We start from the raw sequence: 18,041 nt of genomic DNA, 5'->3' as shown, positions 1-18,041 counted from the left end.
TCCCATTGCTCCGATGCCGCCCTCCTTGCCGCTTACCTCAAATACATTTGCAGCGGCTGCAATCGCAACTCGCGGATGGCTTCCGCCACCTGAATGGCGAGGCGACGGGCACCGCGCTCCTGAAAGTGCGTGTTATCCTCCACACCTGCTGGGAAGTTCACGTACTCACCCGGCAGCACCCACATAAAGTCCTCCTTGCTGCCTTCAACACCCGCTTGCTCGAACAGGATGCGGCTTCGCTCAGCTAGATCGATCAGCGGCACCCCTTCCTCTTCCGCCAGCTCACGCACGGCGACGATATAATCGCCATGGGTGTCGGTCAATGTGCCGTCATCAGCGAAGTAGCGCCGATGCACCGGTGTCACGAGCACCGGATGAGCACTTGCTCCACGGACGGCATCGATATACTTTTTCAGATATTCCTTATATGTTGTGAAAGGATCCGTTCCCCGGTCAGGACCCGGCTTCTCATCGTTATGTCCAAATTGAATAAATAGAAAATCTTCCGGCTTAATCTTCTCCAGAATGGCGTCTAGCCTGCCTTCATTAATAAAGCTGCGGGAACTTCGCCCCGACTGGGCATGGTTATCTACAGCCACATCATGTTTGAACTGTGCGGGTAACAGCTGGCCCCAGCCGCAGTATGGATATCCACTCTCCGGCTGATCCGTCACGGTAGAATCACCAGCGAGAAATACAGTCATCGTCTGATTGGCAAGCGTGATTTCCAATGCATTAATCCGTGGCGCAGGACCGGAGAAGGATAGTCGGAGCTTTCCGCCACGAACCACAACTGAGAATCGAACCTCTGCACATTGCCCAGGAAGTGTACGAATGGTTGGCAGCATCAGCCTGCCCTCTCCGGCTTTGACTCTGGTGATCGTCTCCGCCAATTCATCCCCTGCAATTAACAAGACTTGATAGGTTCCATCGGGTACATCAACGATGAAAGATGCCTTGAGCGGAATACAAAAGCTTGAACGCAATCGGGCAGACACATTGGCCTGCCCTTGATTGTTATTGTTTGCCCTACTAATATCCGATACTTCGTCTTCACTTATCCGTTGTTTCTCATACACAAGGGAGCCGGATTCAAAACCGTACTCTCCCTGTTCTACATATGCGGTGCTGGCAGACACTTTCAAATAACCCTCAATCTCACCTGCACTGCCAAAGTCCGGTCCAAAATTGAACTTCCAATGGGTAACGGTGTTTTTACCCCTCTCTGCCGTTGCCTCTGTGGCAACAGCCTGACTACCCTGGGCCTTATTCAATTGGAACAACCTCCTTGTTCAACATGCTAATCCGGGTTTGAATCCAGTGGATATCGTTTATCCTTTCAGTCCGCTGGTGCTCATACCCTGTACAATTTGTTTTTGGAAAATAAAGAACACGGCTACAACGGGTACAAGACTCACAATGGACATCGCGAACATCGCTCCCCAGTTGGAGGCAGACTCACTGTCCAGGAACATTTTCAATGCCATGGAGACCGTATATTTATCCGGCGAGTTCAGATACAGTACTGGACCAAGCAGATCCTCCCATCTCCAGTAGAAGGAGAAGATTGCAGCCGTTGCGAGTGAAGACTTGATGAGCGGCATAATAATCTGGACATACAGCCTGAACTTATTACATCCATCAATGGTAGCTGCCTCATCCAGCTCTTTCGGAATCGTACGAATGAACTGAACCATCAGGAAGATAAAAAACGGCATCCCGAAGAACGTAGGTACAACTATTGGCAGAATGGTATTCAACCAGCCAAGCTTCGTGAAGATAATATATTGGGGTACGAGTACAACGTCATGCGGTAACATCAGGGTCAACATCATCAGGGAAAACCAAAAGTTACGCCCTTTGAAGTTGAGTCTAGCAAAACCAAAGGCAATTAGCGACGAGGATAACACTGCTCCAATCGTGGAGATGACCACAATAACGAGTGAGTTAGTAATGTAATCCATAAACGGTCTTCCGCCTGCACCTTTCCAGCCATCCGCATAGTTACTCCAGATCCATTCCGTAGGGAACAGGGAATCGGCAGTTACGAAGATGGTGCGGCTTTCCTTGAAGGAACTGAACAACATCCATAGCACCGGATAGAGCATTAGGAGGGCCAAAGCTGCAACGAACAGGTGATAGATGGGCCATTTCACATTTCTCCAAACCATCGTTACTTCCCTCCTTCGGATTCATAAAACACCCAGAACTTGGATGTCAGGAACACCGCGACTGTGAGTATACCGATCATAATAAGCATGATCCACGCCATGGCCGAAGCATAACCCATGTTGTTAAACATAAATGCCTGACGGAACAGATACAGCGAGTAAAGCATCGTACCGTCCATTGGACCACCTTCGCCTTTAGAGATGATGTATGCAGGTACGAAAGTCATGAAAGCACCAATAGTTTGCATAATCAGGTTGAACAGAATGATTGGACTGAGCAGCGGTAAGGTGATACCAAAAAACTTGCGTACCGGGTTGGCACCATCCACACCTGCTGCTTCGTACATCTCGGGAGAGATATTTTTTAGACCGGCGAGGAAGATGAGCATGGAAGATCCAAACTGCCAAACAGATAGCGAGATCAGCATAACCAGAGATGCATTCGGATCACCAAACCAGCTGATTGGCCCGATTCCGATTGCCGTTAATGCACTGTTGATGACACCTTCGTTACTAAAAAGGTTACGCCACATAATTGACACGGCCACACTACCACCGATAATGGATGGCAGATAGTACAAGGTACGATACGTTCCGACCATACGGGAACCCGTATTCAGGATCATGGCTACGAAAAGGGCGAAGACCAGCCTTAGAGGGACACCAATGAACACGTACAGGAACGTTACTTTAACCGAGTTCCAGTACTTCGGATCATCGAAGAACATTTTGGTGTAGTTGTCCATCCCGATCCACCGTGGGGAAGTGAACAGGTTATAACTCGTAAACGACATGTATAGGGATACAAACATCGGAATAAGCGTAAAGCCCAGAAAGCCGATGATAAAAGGACTAATAAAAGCATACCCGGTTAGGTTTCTGCGCAACGAAGAATATTGCCTCAACGGAACGAACCTCCTTTATTGATCTGCTTGCTTCCCGCAACCTTGCTTCGGGCTACTGGACGGGGAAAGGCCCTCGCGTTATACGAGTAGCCCTGTTCCCGTCCATCCCGGTAAGGGGATGAGCAAGCGATCATATTCAACAGTTATTTATTGTTGGCAAGAACAGCTTCGGCATTTTTGCGGAATGTCGCTGCTGCTTGTTCCGGTGTAACCTTACCAAAGTTCAGTTCCTCAACAACATCCGCCAAAGAAGCAATGACTTCCGGCGAACCTACCGGCGGCGGCGGGCTCATTGGTGAAGCCTTAGGCTCCATGGACGCTACGAAGTCAAATACCTGTTTCGTTGCATCACTCAGCTCAGGAGCGATAGCTTCCTTGATTTTGCCTGAGATCGGCACACCGCGCTCGCCTTTGATCAGTTTGTTAGCTTCCACATCGTTCACCCAGAAATCGATGAATTTGGCCGCTTCTTCCTTCACTTTCGAGTTCGATGTTACCGCCCAGTACATACTTGGCTGCATGTAGAGACCTTTTTCCATGTCCGGTCCTGGCATTGGAGCAAATTCCAATGGACGGTTAGCTACCTGTTGCACGGCTACGAACTGGTTGGACCATTGCCAAATACCGATTCCCTTTTCCTTAACGAGATCTGATTCCTCGATAATACCTTTGGTTTGGTTAGCCAGATCTGGCGAAGGCGCTGCGCCCTGCTCGATCATCCGGCGCATGAGTCCGAAGAATTCAACGAACAGTTTGTCGTCATCATAGCCAAGACCTGTTCCTTCTGCATTGTAGAGGGACAAACCTTTGGTCCGCAGGAAATAGTGGAAGAAGATATCCGGCGCTACGCCCCCGTCCAGAAAGAGTCCTTTGGCAGCCGCTTGCTTGCCAAGCGCTTCATACGATTCCCAGGTCATATTTTCAGGAATGGCATCCACGCCCGCTTTTTTGAGCAGAGCCGGATCATACTGGAAGCCAAGTACGTTAACACCCGCTGGTACGCCGTATTGTTTCTCTTTGATAATACCCGTGCTGATTACGTTCTCGGATACGTCATCCACTTTGATCTGGTTTCCGAGGTACGGGGACAGATCTTCGAGCTGTCCGTTCTGAGCATATTGGCTGATGTAGGAAATATCCATCTGAACAATGTCCGGCAGTTGATTCGCCGCAGCTTGTGGAGCAAGCTTTTTCCAGTAGTCATCGAACGAAGCATATTCCACGTCAATTTTGACGTTCGGGTTTTTCTCTTTGTACAAGTCAATGACCTTCTGTGTATATTCGTGACGTGCATCCGATCCCCACCACGCGATACGAAGTGTTACCGAACCATCCCCAGATGTTCCGCCCGATTCTCCGCTGCTGCTGCATGCCGTTGTTAATACCAGCAATGCCGCCATCATCAGGAATATCGCCTTTTTCACCATGCCAATCTCCCCTTTTATGTTGAAATGGTTGTGTGAACGAGTTACCCTCCACTTTCTGATAACGCTTTCACAAACTTTATATTGTCATTTTCGCAAATGTGGGACCATAGTTGAATACACAAAACCGTCTTGTTGGTTCAAAAAACAGAGGAGGACAACTGCACCTTTAACGGCGCTGTTCGTCCCCCTCATACATCGACTACATGATCGTCAGTCAATTGTTATAAGCCAGTTCTGCGGAATTCGGTAGGTGTCATGCCGGTCCACTTTTTGAACACCTGACTGAAATATTGCGAGTTGCCCCCGAAGCCAAACAATTCGGCAAGCTCAAAGACCTTCACATCTCCACCTCTGCGAATATGATCGCAGGCACGCTCAATGCGCAAACGATTCACATAATTGGAAAAGTTTTCGCCCGTCACTTTTTTGAAAATTTTTCCAAGATAATCCGGATTCATATATAACATCTGATGGGCGACCCCGTTAAGCGATAGATCAGCTTCGCCATAGTGACGATCCACAATATCCATCATCTTCTCCACGGCAGATGACTGACGACTAATATGATTTTTGTAATAACCGGAGGTTAACCGGGCTGCACTGCTGGCGACAAAGGATTTTAAGCCAGACAATGTGTCGATATGAGGCAGCTCTGCCATCCGCTGGGTGAATTCCGTCGCCTCCTCAGGAGGACAGACATGAATCATTGCAGAGTACAACTGCACCACATACGAACGAGTAATCCCGATTTCAAGCTGCTGACCAGACAAAAGCTCGAACAGGCGATCCACTTCAGATGCAGCTTCTTCGGTGTTGCCTGACTTAATCAACTGGCACAGTTGCTCTGCATCTTGTTCAACATGTACACCATCACATTCCCCGGCCAGGGCCAGATCATTTTTGGTAATCAGCTTGCCTTCGCCGATAAAGAAGCGGTGGTTCAGGCATTGCAGCGCCTCACGGAACAAACGCCGGGATTGGATCATTCGATCTGCCTCACTGAGGGCTGCCGTAACTTCCAGTTTATATAGTCTCGTGAAAGCAGCCCGCACTTCCTCAATGCTCTCCTTTAGACCGACCGGATCGGCAGAGTCCCCCAGCAAAATTAACAATTTGCCTTCAATGGTAGTACTTAACAGAACGTTGGGCAGCAGATCACTCGCAATATTTTTGATCGCAAATAAATGACTATAATCATGTTCATCTGCAATTCGGAACAGCAAAAGCCGAACTTCGTTATCCTCCAGTTCCAGATCAAACAGCTCCTGATAATACTCCAAATCGACCGGACCATAGGTTTGGTTCGTCATAAACTCCAGCAGGAACTGCTCCTTCACATGTGGGAGCACCCGCTGCAGCCGCTGTTTCATCTCTCCAGCCACATGTTCCTTCACCTGGGCGTCCTGGTGTTCCTGAAGCAACTCGGACAAGGCATCGCGAATCTGGTTCTCGTTACACGGTTTGAGCAGGTAATGCTTTACTCCATATTGCATGGCCCGGCGGGCATATTCGAACTCTTTGTAGCCAGACAACATGATAAAGCGGAGTCCAGGGTAAGCTTCGGATGCTTTTTCAATTAATCCAAGACCATCCAGGCCCGGCATGGAAATATCCGTAATGATAATATCCGGTCTCGAATGACCGATTTTATCCAGCGCTTCAATCCCGTTTCTCGCGGTGTCAACCAGTTCCGTTCCCGCTGCAGCCCAATCCACGACTTGCGAAATTCCCTCCAGAATGACACGTTCATCATCTACGAGCATCACTTTGTACATCGTCATCGTCCTCTCTGATCCAAGGTATTCTGATCGATACTACGGTCCCTGATCCGGGATTGCTGCTCATGATCATTTCGCCTTCGTCGCCGAAGGTCAATCTGATCCGTTCCTTGATGTTCGACAGTCCGATCCCCTGTCCCCTCGTCTGTATGCGTCCCTCCTGCAATTGCTCCAGAAATTCGGAAGTCATGCCAGGACCATCATCTTCCACCTCAATCACAACGTTGTCTCCGTCCGCTCTCGCCCTAATCCGAATACGACAAGGTTCTATGCTTGGCTCCAATGCATAATGAATGGCGTTCTCCACCAATGGCTGCAGGGTTAACTTCGGAATGCGTGCAGTTCCCACTTCAGGTGCAATGTCCATGTCAAAATCAAGTCTTTCCTCGAATCGCGTGTGCTGGATGGTCACATAACTGCGGACGATTTCCAGTTCCCTTTCCAAAGTAATCCACTTCTCTGACATGCTCACTGAGCTTCGCAGCAGAAATCCGAGAGCCTCAACCATTTCGGAGATTTGATGCTGCTTCTGCACTTTGGCAAGCCAGTTGATTGATTCCAGTGTGTTATATAGAAAATGTGGATTAATCTGCGCCTGAAGCGCTTTCAATTCAGTCTCTCGTATCACGAGTTGCTTCGCATAATTCTCGTCAATGAGTTCGCGTATACGCTGTACCATCATCTTGAACGTGCGATGCAGCAATCCGACCTCATTTTGTGAAGATATCGGGACATTGCCCAGCGCTGCTTCCTCCAGCTTATCCAGGTCGCCTTTTTCGATATTGCGCATTTTCTTGATCAACTGGGCGATTGGCTGTGTAATACTGCGGGAAAACTTGGCTCCAAATACAAGCGCCACCAGGAATATCATGATAAAAATGACGGTCACCAGCTGTTTGACAAACTGGATCTGTTTAAACATCTGGTCAAAGGGAGTCATGTAAAGATACACCCAGTCCGTATAGGATGAATGCGCACGGGCGACGAAATTTCTCCCCTGCTCGAACACGGCTATCCCATAAGGCTGAGTACGCTTCAGTTCAGACTCAATTTCAGATTTACTGACAGTTGACTCTGTTGGGTAGATCACTTCACGGCCATCTGTAATTAATAGCTGTGAATCCTCTGCCGGGTGTTGCATCTGGTCCTGAACAATTCGATCCAGTCGTACACGAATAACCAGAGTGCCCAGCTTCTCCAGCGTGAATGCTCCACCGGTAAAGGACTTTACCTGTCTAACTGACAGTAGTCTGGCTTGTTGATCCCCACCCGTGTACCAGGCATTGGACCCCGAATATTGCTGCGCCAGCGAAACCAATTCCCTCTGCTTCTTCTCCGAGATTCCTTCCCGGTTTCCAGCCGCCATAATATTATTATCATTATCGATAAAGATCATGGAATAGACGTATTTCTCTGAACCTGCATATGCCACCAGTCTGTTAGTAATTTTTTTGCGCAGGCCATTTTTCTCATATCCTGATTCAGCCTTATCCAGCTGAAGAAGATATTGCTGAAGAGGCTCGTCGGACATGACCTTGAAGGATAGATTGGAGATCTCACGCAGCTGGTTCTCGATGCCTACCGAAGACATATTAAGCACCTGTGAGGATTTCTCATAGATTTGTCGGTCATAAATGCTGAACACATATCCCAGGACAGATACATAGAACGTGAAGCTGATCAACATCAGTAATCCGATGAGAAGGATGGTTTTGTGATGAATGGGCAATGTCGTGAAAGCGTTCTTAATTTTTCTCATCCAAAGCGCTCCTTTGGCTTGCGAGGGGTGCCGTCATTCGAAACTGTTTTCGATCTACTGTAAGTTATTTTCATATTTACACATCCATGGTCAGATGACAAGTCATATTTATACAACATTTGAGGTCATTTACGAAGGCGTGACTCCTTGGTCAGGAATGAATATATACGCAAAAACAGCCAGATTTCCTGAAAAGATCAAGGAAATCTGGCTGCTCGATATCATAAGATAGTATACGATTTACTTATTACGTTACGGATTCACAAAAACGGTTTTTAACTTGGCTACATACTGCACATCAAAACCAAGACCCTCGGCCACCATGGCGAGAGGTACATACGTTTTGGATTCTGTGCCCACCTTGTTCAGGAATGCAGGTGTATCCACGGCTACGGATGCACCATTCACCTGAACAGCCGTTGCACCAATCTTCACGGCAACCTTCCGATCTCCGTATGTAATCGTTGCGGTTGATGTTTTGTTATCCCATACCGTGGTTGCGCCAACGGCGTTCACGATATCCTGGATCGCCACAAAGTTTTTGCCATTGCGGATGATTGGTTTGTACGGCGTATCCAGCGTTTTACCACTGACGATGATATTCATCGGTTGGCCTGCAGCAGGAGCCGTCAGCTTGGTATAATCGCCCCAGATCGTTTCTGCAAATACTTTGGCAATCGCTTCATATCCGAACTGATTCGGGTGGAAATCGCGGTCCTTAATCATGTGAGTCATCGTGCCTTCACCGCCAATAAACTCCTTGGCGACATGGGCTACTTTTACATCAATCCCTTTAGCGGAAAATTCAGTCGCAATTCCATCAATAGTTGCAGTAAACCCTTGGGAAGCTTCCATTAGTTTCGCATAGAGTTCTTTGCCAGCTACTTCAGGCATGGGTTGGTACTGGTCTGCGATCACGATTTTAGCATTAGGATTAATCTCATGAATATCATTGATAACTGCGCTAACATTGGCTGTATAGGAAGATAGCAATTCCTTCACTTTTGCTTCCAGTTCCGCATCACTCAGCTTATCTGCTGTTCCGAGCAACTCGGATACATCGTTCCCTCCGATCGTGATGGCAACGAGATTGGCTCCAGCTACACTCTCCCGGATGGCAGCAATATTGGCTCCAACTTGTGCCGCTCTTGGATCAGGAAGGTTCGGTTGAATAGCTTCGGAAGTGAGCGCTTTCCCTTCTTTAATCGCATCTGCAAAGTTTTTCAAACCACTGCTCTTCAATCCGGCAATACCATAGTTGTCCACCTGAGTACGTCCGTGAAGCAGGCCTTGTTCCTGCAACCGTTCTACATAACCATATGGCAGTTCTTTCAGGTTCGGCTCATACCCTACGGTGATGGAATCCCCCAATGTGACGAGGCGGAATTCCTTGGTTACCGCTACCGCATCTTTCTGTACAGGCAATGATGATGTTACGCTTCCAGCTGGTAACGTATTGCTATCCGCAGCATGAGCAGACTGTGCGGATGATGCTAAAATCAGCATCCCTGCCAGCATACTTGCCGTTAATCCCGCGGCGGTACTTCTCCATATGCGTTTACGCTTCATTCTTAGAACACTCCTTTTTCTCGTATCTATAAAATAAAATATAATTACATATTACACTGTTCACTCCGATGACAGAAGTTCGTGTAACTCTATTCTAACATTATTAAAGGGGCGCTGTCGTCTGGACTCCATATCCGCACGAAATAACAGACTCCCCTAATTAGGGAAGTCTGTTATCCGTTGAGTATAAGCAAGGTGTTCACTCGTTAAGACTATGATTTTTTCGCGTCTCCAGAATCAGAACCATCCGTGTCCATTTCCGGTTTGTTCCCGGCAGACCGCTCTAGGTAGCGATCATAGCGATCGTCCACCTCACGTGCCATGTCCCGGTACTTCAACGTTTCTTCAACAATCGGGTCCCGTTCTGTCTGAATGCGCACCTCGTACTTAGGAGGAATCAGCTGACGTTCACGTTTGTCAGCATCGCCGGACTGCTCCATGTCCTCTTCAGTCAGCATATCACTCAAACGTCGTTCCAGTTCTTTGGATTCATCCATTGTTGTTCGCTCCTTCAGTAAATTTTTACTCCAGACCTGTTGCGTTTGCTTCCTTCAGCACACCCGTCAGTGCATCATGAATCTTGCCATTGCTGGCAACCACATGGCTCACAGACAGTTGGTAAGGCGTTCCCACGGTATCGGTAACCTTGCCGCCGGATTCCTCAACTAGCAGTGCACCTGCGGCGATATCCCAAGGCTTCAGTCCGACTTCGGTATAAGCGCTCAGACGACCCGCAGCAACATATGCCAAATGCAGGGCAGCAGAACCACCTGCACGCAGACTGCGTACTTGCGGTGCCAGTGCTTGGACAGCGGCCATATTGATCGGCAACGCGTAGGTTGTATCCGCCGGGAAGCCAACCGCGATCAGACTCTGTGCCAGTTCCTGTTCACCAGATACAAGCATCCGGTTTCCGTGCACATATGCGCCTTTCCCTTTTTCCGCAACAAACATCTCGTCACGGGAAGGATCGTAGATTACCCCCACAATCACCTCACCGTTATGGGCCAAAGCAATGGATACGGAATAGAACGGAAAACCGTGTACAAAGTTCGTCGTTCCGTCCACCGGGTCCACAATCCAGAGAAACTCTTCTTCCTCAGCTTCTTTCAGTGCCTTCGCTGATGCTTCTGGTCCTGGTTCCACGCCTTCTTCACCCAGAATGGCATGATGGGGAAAATGCGTCAGAATCAGGCGGCGGATCATCTGTTCCGCGCCTTTATCCACTTCAGTAACCAGATCCTGCGGCGAATACTTGGTTCCGGGCTCCCCCACAGTTCCGAGACGGCTCTTGATCCACTCTCCAGCTTTGGAAGCTGCATTAATGGCGACGGCAGTATAGCTTTTGCTTGTCACGACATAAGGTGTTTTTTCCTTCTCATTCAAAGCGTTCACTCTACTTTCTATATCAATCTACGAAAAATTAAAATACTTGTTAAAAGTATACGCCCCGAGGGTCGTAAAGTTTCTCGTTGCCCAGGCCCCTTTTGGCGCTACGGATGAATGATAACCGTTGACTCGTCCACCCACTCCACACCCTCTTCGTGATAGAATGCTAGTTTCTGCATCAACTGCACCAGCGCTTCATCCTTGCGTTTGGCCTCAATCATCACATCAAGGGCGAGCGTATCTGCTGCAATATGACGTAAAAAAGCAAGCAATGGTTCCACCTCAACACCGTCAGCATGACCACGCAGGTCCTTCTCACTCTTTGGACTGGATACGTGAATTTTGGGCGGCAACGGCTTGTCTGCCGGTGATTCTGCTTGGGCGAGCGGGGACTCCCATGTCTTCAATATATCAGGCCATAGATCCCACGGCTGTTCGCCTTCATTGTTCACCCATTGATGATGGATATCCAGCACCATGGGTAGCCCCATACGTTGACATACCGCAAGTGTCTCGGGCGCATTGAAGGTTTTGTCATCATTTTCGAGCGTTATCCGTTCCTGAATATCCCGATCCAGCTTCAGAAAATTTTCTTCAAAACGCAGCGCTGCACTAGGCTTGTCCCCGTATGCACCACCAATATGTATATTGTTCTTGGCAGTGGCATTCAGCCCCATGGCATCCAGCATGCGTACATGATGACGAAGGTCGCGCATCGAGTTGCGCAGTACTTCCTCACGAGGCGTGCTGAGTACCGTAAAATGATCCGGGTGGAAAGACACACGCATCTCGTTCTCCTTCACAAAATCACCAATCGTGGCAAAATCCTGCTTAAGCGCGGGAAACGGGTCCCAATCACTGAGATCCTCATGCGTTGCCAGCGGAATTAATTTGGAAGAGAAACGATATACATGAATATGGCTTCCTTTGTTGTGTCTGAGCAAACGTAACGTATTATGCAAATTCTCGGCTGCAATCCGTTCCAGCTTGCGAATTGCCGCTTCCCTATCATCAATTTTCTTGAAGCTGGACATGGTCATCGTCCGGGAAGGTGAAGCATTCTCCACAAGCACAGACATCGCCACATAGCCAAAACGTACGAGCATGAATTTCTTCCTCTCTATTAGGGCGGGATTCCTTCCCGGCATATGAAGCCGGCAGTCTTCCCTTCACTTTATATAACCAAGTTTTACCCTAAAAGAGTGACCATAATCGTGATTTGGACAAATCCGTCCATTCGCTCCGGTTCACGTATAACAAACTACCCCTGAGCCTGTTCACCAAAGAACATCTCGTCCGCGAGAGCGGTCTGAATGCGTGATTCTTCCTCGTTCAGTTTACGGATCAATTGCATCTCCACTTCGGTCACTTCCTGACCCTGGAAGTTAATCTCCGCAATGGAGACTACGATTTTTACGATGGCTACGGCCACGTTATCCGGTGTGTAAGCAATGACTTTCTGTCCGGTAGGAAATACGCGAAAGCCTTGTTTGACCATTTTGCCACGGCCGTATTCAAGCAATTCGAACAGCTCTTGTTCATTCTTGAATTTGCACACGGAATTGAATTCGGTCTGAAATCCCATTCATACCCCTCCTTATATTGTCGTCCCCAGGCTATGCCTGTACGCCGTTCTCGTAGTTCAGTGCCTGCTTGCGGTTGTAGCGTTCCAGAGCCAGCTCAATCATGCGATCCAGCAGTTCGGCATACGATACGCCCGTTTCACGCCACAAGAGCGGGTACATGCTGTATGGTGTGAAACCAGGCATGGTGTTTACTTCATTAATAAGCAATGCCCCATCCGATTTGCGAATGAAGAAGTCTGCACGGGAGATGCCATTGCCTTCAATCGCACGGAACGCCTGTAATGCGGCCTCACGGATGCGATCTGCGGCTTCCGGGTCGAGCGGAGCAGGGATCAGCATCTGAGACTGACCATCGATGTATTTGGCTGCATAGTCATAATATTCACCGGAAGATACGATTTCTCCTGGTACAGAAGCCATCGGTTCGTCATTACCGAGCACACTGACTTCAACTTCTCGAGCCTCTACAAACTCCTCAATGACTACCTTGGTATCATAACGGAGAGCGAACTCTACTGCTTTCTTCAGTTCATCCCGGTTACGCGCCTTCGAGATTCCTACGCTTGAACCGAGATTGGCTGGCTTAATGAAACACGGATAGCCCAGTTGATCTTCCACCTGCAAGATCATTTCATGTTCAGTCTGCTTCCATTGAGTAGCGTTAAAGTACGTAAAGGCACATTGGTCAATTCCGGCCTGCGCGAACAGTTTCTTCATCACCACTTTGTCCATACCGCCTGCCGAAGCCAGTACACCTGCGCCAACATAAGGCATATCCGCCATCTCGAACATCCCTTGAATCGTGCCATCCTCACCAAACGTACCGTGCAACAGCGGGAACATGACGTCCATCGCCTCTTCTCCGCCATATAAACGGCCGAACAGCGCGTTCAGTGCTTCCTGGGTTCCGCCCGCCGCCTGCTCCAGCTTCAAATCTTCAATCTGCGCGAATGGCGCGTGCATGACAGATCCTTTTTTCCACGTCCCCTGTTTGGAGATATAAAAAGGAACCAGTTCATACTTCTCATAATCAAATGCGTTCGTTACAGCAAACGCCGTTTGCAGCGACACCTCATGCTCGCCTGACTTTCCGCCGTAAACGACGCCTACTGTTAATTTATCCATACTCATGTGTAACCTCCGATTATCTGTGCAATGATGCTGCCATGTCTGCATGTTCAGCACCACTTTTATTCTGTTATCTAGACTTATTTTACACGGAACCGGATGTCCACGTCACCGAATCCCGTAAAATCTTTGACCATCAAAACTCATCTGCAATGTGAAAAAGCCGGTACACCGTCCGCTCGTTCCAAGCGTAAGAATCCCGGTAATCCCAAAAACGGTGGCGGCTGCTGACCGTGTGTGCGTTCACAAGCGGCATGCCCCCCGCATCAAAAGCGGTCACAACGGTACTGTGCTGAAACCTGCCGTCCCCGTCCCAGTCGTAGAGGATTACATCTCCGAGCATTAGCTGCTCTGGACGATCCACTTCAGTTGCTGACAATCCCCAGCTGCTGCCGGATAAATAACGCTCCAGACTATTGGACACGGCCCAGCTGTAACTCCACATTTCAGAGCCATTTACATAGCCTTTGTACCACCAACCTGCTTCTCTTTTACCAGTATAGTGGATGGGTGCTTCCCCTGCAAAGAGACATTGGGACACATAATTGGTGCAATCTACTTCGAATTCCTCAAATGCCGGGTTTCCCGCATTCCACCACCGATCCGCGTAGGCGACAGCCAGATCCCTGCGATACAACTGCTGCCTCGATCTCCTACCCTGTCCCAGTACTTCTCGGTTAAGCAGTGGCCGATTCATCGCCTGTACAAAATCGGCTTGTTGAAAAGGACGACCTTCTCCTACCGGGCGACGCTCCGGCACTTCACGTTCCACACGTGCAATGGTCCAAACTCCACCTTGTCTAAGAAAGGTCAGGCGTTCTCGCTCAATCCGGTCTTCCCGATGGGTCAAACCGCTCTTCTCATAGAACAGCCTGCTGTATAATTGCACATCTACCACCGATTCATCTACCCCATCCATAAGTGTCCGCACAAGCTTGGCGCTGGTCTCACTGCGAAGAGGCACGGCCCGCCGCTTGCGGTACCATTGGTCCAGTCTGGCCATCCGCTCCCCCCGTTCCAGCACAAATTCCGGATCGGTGACAATCCGTTCGCTTGTCTGTGGACGGTAGTCGATCTCACAGCGATTATACTGGTTCACGTAGGTATATAAGGCACTCTTCCATTCGCGTTCCAAGCCTGTGTCCCCCTTTGGCATGAGTTCTGTCGGGAATTATCCATTGCATGAAAACTCTTTTTATTTATATGAGAGAATTTCGGTTGTATGTGTCTGGTTCTGTTTTGAAGCCTGATTATCGGGGATAATGCGTACGGAAGAGATCGTGTCCTTTCCCTTTACTTGAGAACGCATTCAAACTCTCAATAGCTTGGCTGGACGGGCAAAAAGCCCTTTACGTACGGAGTTGAAAACGGTATACTTAAAACTAAAGTTACGATTATGAAATTACGTTTCACCTGATGAAACTAACGAACAAGGACACGGAACGATGAAGGCCTGTTCTTCACCTAAATGAACGTTTTCTTCATCTCACCGACACATTTTAAGGAGGTACATGTATGTCAGCCAAGAATCATTTCTCCGCGGCCCGCAGTCTTGAGGTCGGAGGCAAGTCTTATCGCTACTACAGTTTAGATGCTCTTCAGGAAGGCGGCTACGGCGACCTTTCCAAGCTTCCTTTCTCCATTAAAGTGCTGCTCGAAGCAGCTATTCGTCAATTCGACGGACGTGCTATTACCGAAGAACATGTAAAACAACTGACCGGCTGGGCAGAAGGCCGTGACAATAACAAGGAAATTCCATTTATCCCTGCACGTATCGTTCTGCAGGATTTCACTGGTGTACCCGTGGTCGTTGACCTTGCAGCAATGCGCGATACCGTGAAAAAAGCAGGTGGCGATCCAAAACAGATCAACCCACTCGTACCCGTCGATCTCGTTATCGACCACTCCGTTATGGTTGATGCGTTCGGAACGAACGATGCACTCGACTACAACATCAAGGTTGAGTTCGAGCGTAACGAAGAGCGTTACCGTTTCTTGCGCTGGGCGCAAACGGCATTCAACAACTTCCGTGCAGTTCCACCATCCACAGGGATTGTTCACCAGGTCAACCTGGAGTACTTGGCTTCCGTGGCTGCAACCAAAACGATTGACGGAGAAACCGTTGTATTCCCGGATTCCCTGGTAGGAACGGACTCCCACACCACCATGATCAACGGACTCGGCGTTGTTGGTTGGGGTGTTGGCGGGATCGAGGCTGAAGCAGGTATGCTGGGCCAACCGCTTTATTTTGTAACACCGGACGTTATCGGTTTCAAATTGACAGGCAGCCTGAGCGAAGGCTCAACGGCAACGGATCTGGCACTCACAGTTACTCAAATGCTGCGTAAAAAAGGCGTTGTCGGTAAATTTGTCGAGTTCTACGGACCGGGTCTTAGCAACATCAGCCTGGCTGACCGTGCAACGGTAGCCAACATGGCACCAGAGTACGGCGCAACAATTGGTTTCTTCCCTGTTGATAGCGAAACACTGAACTATATGCGTAATACCGGCCGTACCGACGAACAGGTGGATCTGGTTGAAGCTTATTACAAAGCTCAGAACATGTTCCGTACTGCTGATACGGTTGATCCTGAATTTACAGATGTGATCGAACTTGACCTGGCATCCGTTGTACCAAGTCTCGCGGGACCTAAGCGTCCACAAGATCGCATCGAGTTGACTCAAATGAAGGATAGCTTCAACAGTATCATCCGTACGCCGATCGACAAAGGCGGTTACGGACTGAGCGACGAAAAAATTGCAGAAAAAGTACCTCTGAAACACCCGAACGGTTCCACTAGTGAACTGACTGCTGGTGCTGTCGTTATCGCGGCAATCACAAGCTGCACCAACACATCCAACCCTAGCGTTATGGTCGGAGCGGGTCTGCTTGCGAAAAAAGCCGTTGAACGTGGTCTGACTAAGCCTGGCTACGTGAAAAGCAGCTTGACTCCAGGTTCCCTCGTTGTTACCGAGTATCTGGAAAAAGCAGGTCTGATCGAATATCTAGACAAACTCGGATTCAACGTTGCCGGCTATGGTTGCGCAACTTGCATCGGTAACTCTGGCCCACTGCCAGACGAAGTAAGCGAAGCAATCTCCGAGAACGATTTGACGGTAGCGGCTGTATTGTCCGGTAACCGTAACTTTGAAGGTCGTGTGCACGCGCAGGTCAAAGCCAACTATCTGGCTTCTCCGCCACTCGTTGTGGCGTATGCTCTCGCGGGTACCGTTAATATTGATTTTGCAACCGATCCAATCGGTTATGATACCAACAACGAGCCTGTATTCCTGAAAGACCTCTGGCCTACCTCTGAGGAAATCAAGGATACCATCGCTAGCTCGCTGAACGCACAGATGTTCCGCAACAAATACGAGAACGTATTTACAGCTAACGAACGTTGGAATACGATCCCTGTACCGGAAGGCGAATTGTATGAGTGGGATCCAAACTCCACGTACATTCAGAATCCACCATTCTTCCAGGAGCTTGGCGACAAGTTAACTGATATCGCAGATATTCGTTCCGCACGTGTTATGGCATTGCTTGCTGATTCCGTAACAACGGATCACATCTCGCCAGCGGGTAATATCGCACCATCCAGTCCGGCTGGACTGTACCTGAAAGAGCATGGCGTAGAACGCAAAGACTTCAACTCTTACGGCTCCCGTCGTGGTAACCATGAAGTCATGATGCGTGGTACATTTGCCAACATTCGTATTCGTAACCAAGTGGCTCCAGGTACTGAGGGTGGCATTACGAAATACCTGCCAACGGACGAAGAAATGTCCATCTACGATGCTTCTATGAAGTATCAGGACGAAGGACAGAACCTGATCGTTATCGCAGGTAAAGAGTATGGTACAGGAAGCTCGCGTGACTGGGCGGCAAAAGGAACATTCCTGCTTGGCGTCAAAGCCGTTATCGCTGAAAGCTTTGAGCGTATTCACCGCAGTAACCTGGTGGGCATGGGCGTAATGCCACTGCAATTCCAGGAAGGTCACGGCTGGAAAAGCCTTGGTCTGAACGGTCGTGAAACGTATGACATCACAGGTCTGAGCAATGATGTGAAACCGGGACAAGAACTGACGGTTACCGTAACTCGTGAGGACGGCACCAAGTTTGACTTCCCTGTCATCGCTCGTCTGGACAGCATGGTGGACGTGGACTACTACCATAACGGTGGTATCCTGCAAACCGTATTGCGTCAAATGATGAAAAAATCTTAATTGCCTTTATATTTAATGCAATTAAGTTATACAGAAAAGCTCCCCGCCACGTGCGCTCTGCACGGTGACGGGGAGCTTTTTGATTTTGCCATTTTTAAT

At 48.9% G+C, this 18,041-nt stretch carries 14 protein-coding genes; 1 reads left to right on the top strand and 13 read right to left on the bottom strand.

Going from position 1 to position 18,041, the window contains the following annotated elements; translation table 11 throughout:
- Positions 1 to 32: 32 nt before the first annotated feature.
- The 13 genes from ACDJ58_RS02255 to ACDJ58_RS02195 all read right to left on the bottom strand — a co-directional run bounded on the left by ACDJ58_RS02255 (position 33) and on the right by ACDJ58_RS02195 (position 14,868).
- The gene (locus tag ACDJ58_RS02255; protein WP_413379429.1) at positions 33 to 1,157 is read right to left on the bottom strand and encodes a rhamnogalacturonan acetylesterase; all 1,125 of its coding nucleotides are present in this window, start codon (positions 1,155 to 1,157) and stop codon (positions 33 to 35) included.
- Between the two features lie 174 nt (positions 1,158 to 1,331).
- Positions 1,332 to 2,171, bottom strand: a complete 840-nt coding sequence (locus ACDJ58_RS02250) for a carbohydrate ABC transporter permease (RefSeq protein ID WP_413375134.1) — start codon at positions 2,169 to 2,171, stop codon at positions 1,332 to 1,334.
- Positions 2,172 to 2,173: 2 nt separating this feature from the next.
- Positions 2,174 to 3,076, bottom strand: coding sequence for a carbohydrate ABC transporter permease (locus ACDJ58_RS02245; protein WP_024633027.1), 903 nt, complete (start codon positions 3,074 to 3,076; stop codon positions 2,174 to 2,176).
- Between the two features lie 143 nt (positions 3,077 to 3,219).
- Positions 3,220 to 4,503 (bottom strand): ABC transporter substrate-binding protein, encoded by a 1,284-nt coding sequence (locus tag ACDJ58_RS02240; protein WP_413375131.1) that lies wholly within the window; start codon positions 4,501 to 4,503, stop codon positions 3,220 to 3,222.
- Positions 4,504 to 4,724: 221 nt separating this feature from the next.
- Positions 4,725 to 6,278 (bottom strand): response regulator transcription factor, encoded by a 1,554-nt coding sequence (locus ACDJ58_RS02235; protein WP_413375129.1) that lies wholly within the window; start codon positions 6,276 to 6,278, stop codon positions 4,725 to 4,727.
- Positions 6,253 to 8,040 carry a cache domain-containing sensor histidine kinase gene (locus tag ACDJ58_RS02230; protein ID WP_413375127.1) on the bottom strand — a complete coding sequence of 596 codons (1,788 nt, stop codon included), beginning with the start codon at positions 8,038 to 8,040 and terminating at the stop codon, positions 6,253 to 6,255. The genes ACDJ58_RS02235 and ACDJ58_RS02230 overlap by 26 nt, the downstream gene beginning before the upstream one ends.
- A gap of 252 nt (positions 8,041 to 8,292) precedes the next feature.
- Positions 8,293 to 9,609 (bottom strand): stalk domain-containing protein, encoded by a 1,317-nt coding sequence (locus ACDJ58_RS02225; RefSeq protein ID WP_413375125.1) that lies wholly within the window; start codon positions 9,607 to 9,609, stop codon positions 8,293 to 8,295.
- A gap of 212 nt (positions 9,610 to 9,821) precedes the next feature.
- Positions 9,822 to 10,106 carry a hypothetical protein gene (locus tag ACDJ58_RS02220; protein WP_413375123.1) on the bottom strand — a complete coding sequence of 95 codons (285 nt, stop codon included), beginning with the start codon at positions 10,104 to 10,106 and terminating at the stop codon, positions 9,822 to 9,824.
- A gap of 25 nt (positions 10,107 to 10,131) precedes the next feature.
- Positions 10,132 to 10,995 (bottom strand): inositol monophosphatase family protein, encoded by an 864-nt coding sequence (locus ACDJ58_RS02215; protein ID WP_371121658.1) that lies wholly within the window; start codon positions 10,993 to 10,995, stop codon positions 10,132 to 10,134.
- 107 nt (positions 10,996 to 11,102) lie between these two features.
- Complete coding sequence (gene uvsE, locus ACDJ58_RS02210; protein WP_413375121.1) at positions 11,103 to 12,104, bottom strand: UV DNA damage repair endonuclease UvsE; 1,002 nt, start codon at positions 12,102 to 12,104, stop codon at positions 11,103 to 11,105.
- A 155-nt stretch (positions 12,105 to 12,259) separates the two neighbouring features.
- Positions 12,260 to 12,583, bottom strand: coding sequence for a hypothetical protein (locus tag ACDJ58_RS02205; protein ID WP_053779624.1), 324 nt, complete (start codon positions 12,581 to 12,583; stop codon positions 12,260 to 12,262).
- 31 nt (positions 12,584 to 12,614) lie between these two features.
- Positions 12,615 to 13,715, bottom strand: a complete 1,101-nt coding sequence (locus ACDJ58_RS02200) for a D-alanine--D-alanine ligase (protein ID WP_063568050.1) — start codon at positions 13,713 to 13,715, stop codon at positions 12,615 to 12,617.
- Positions 13,716 to 13,848: 133 nt separating this feature from the next.
- Positions 13,849 to 14,868, bottom strand: a complete 1,020-nt coding sequence (locus ACDJ58_RS02195; RefSeq protein WP_413375118.1) for an amidase domain-containing protein — start codon at positions 14,866 to 14,868, stop codon at positions 13,849 to 13,851.
- Between the two features lie 359 nt (positions 14,869 to 15,227).
- Between ACDJ58_RS02195 and acnA the strand changes: the two genes are divergently transcribed.
- Positions 15,228 to 17,942 carry an aconitate hydratase AcnA gene (gene acnA, locus ACDJ58_RS02190; protein ID WP_413375116.1) on the top strand — a complete coding sequence of 905 codons (2,715 nt, stop codon included), beginning with the start codon at positions 15,228 to 15,230 and terminating at the stop codon, positions 17,940 to 17,942.
- The last annotated feature ends 99 nt before the right edge of the window (positions 17,943 to 18,041 follow it).

It is taken from the genome of Paenibacillus taichungensis (genome assembly GCF_047302525.1).
Classification (GTDB): Bacteria; Bacillota; Bacilli; order Paenibacillales; family Paenibacillaceae; genus Paenibacillus; species Paenibacillus taichungensis_B.
The sequence above is the reverse complement of the archived record's forward strand: the minus strand, read 5'-3'. Positions and strand labels throughout refer to the sequence as shown.

What these genes read in the sequence shown, in the direction of transcription:
- ACDJ58_RS02220 (WP_413375123.1), bottom strand. Translation starts at nt 10,106, where the DNA reads ATGGATGAATCCAAAGAACTGGAACGACGTTTGAGTGATATGCTGACT.
- ACDJ58_RS02200 (WP_063568050.1), bottom strand. Translation starts at nt 13,715, where the DNA reads ATGAGTATGGATAAATTAACAGTAGGCGTCGTTTACGGCGGAAAGTCA.
- acnA (WP_413375116.1), top strand. Translation starts at nt 15,228, where the DNA reads ATGTCAGCCAAGAATCATTTCTCCGCGGCCCGCAGTCTTGAGGTCGGA.
- ACDJ58_RS02230 (WP_413375127.1), bottom strand. Translation starts at nt 8,040, where the DNA reads ATGAGAAAAATTAAGAACGCTTTCACGACATTGCCCATTCATCACAAA.
- ACDJ58_RS02250 (WP_413375134.1), bottom strand. Translation starts at nt 2,171, where the DNA reads ATGGTTTGGAGAAATGTGAAATGGCCCATCTATCACCTGTTCGTTGCA.
- ACDJ58_RS02235 (WP_413375129.1), bottom strand. Translation starts at nt 6,278, where the DNA reads ATGTACAAAGTGATGCTCGTAGATGATGAACGTGTCATTCTGGAGGGA.
- ACDJ58_RS02195 (WP_413375118.1), bottom strand. Translation starts at nt 14,868, where the DNA reads ATGCCAAAGGGGGACACAGGCTTGGAACGCGAATGGAAGAGTGCCTTA.
- ACDJ58_RS02205 (WP_053779624.1), bottom strand. Translation starts at nt 12,583, where the DNA reads ATGGGATTTCAGACCGAATTCAATTCCGTGTGCAAATTCAAGAATGAA.
- uvsE (WP_413375121.1), bottom strand. Translation starts at nt 12,104, where the DNA reads ATGCTCGTACGTTTTGGCTATGTGGCGATGTCTGTGCTTGTGGAGAAT.
- ACDJ58_RS02225 (WP_413375125.1), bottom strand. Translation starts at nt 9,609, where the DNA reads ATGAAGCGTAAACGCATATGGAGAAGTACCGCCGCGGGATTAACGGCA.
- ACDJ58_RS02240 (WP_413375131.1), bottom strand. Translation starts at nt 4,503, where the DNA reads ATGGTGAAAAAGGCGATATTCCTGATGATGGCGGCATTGCTGGTATTA.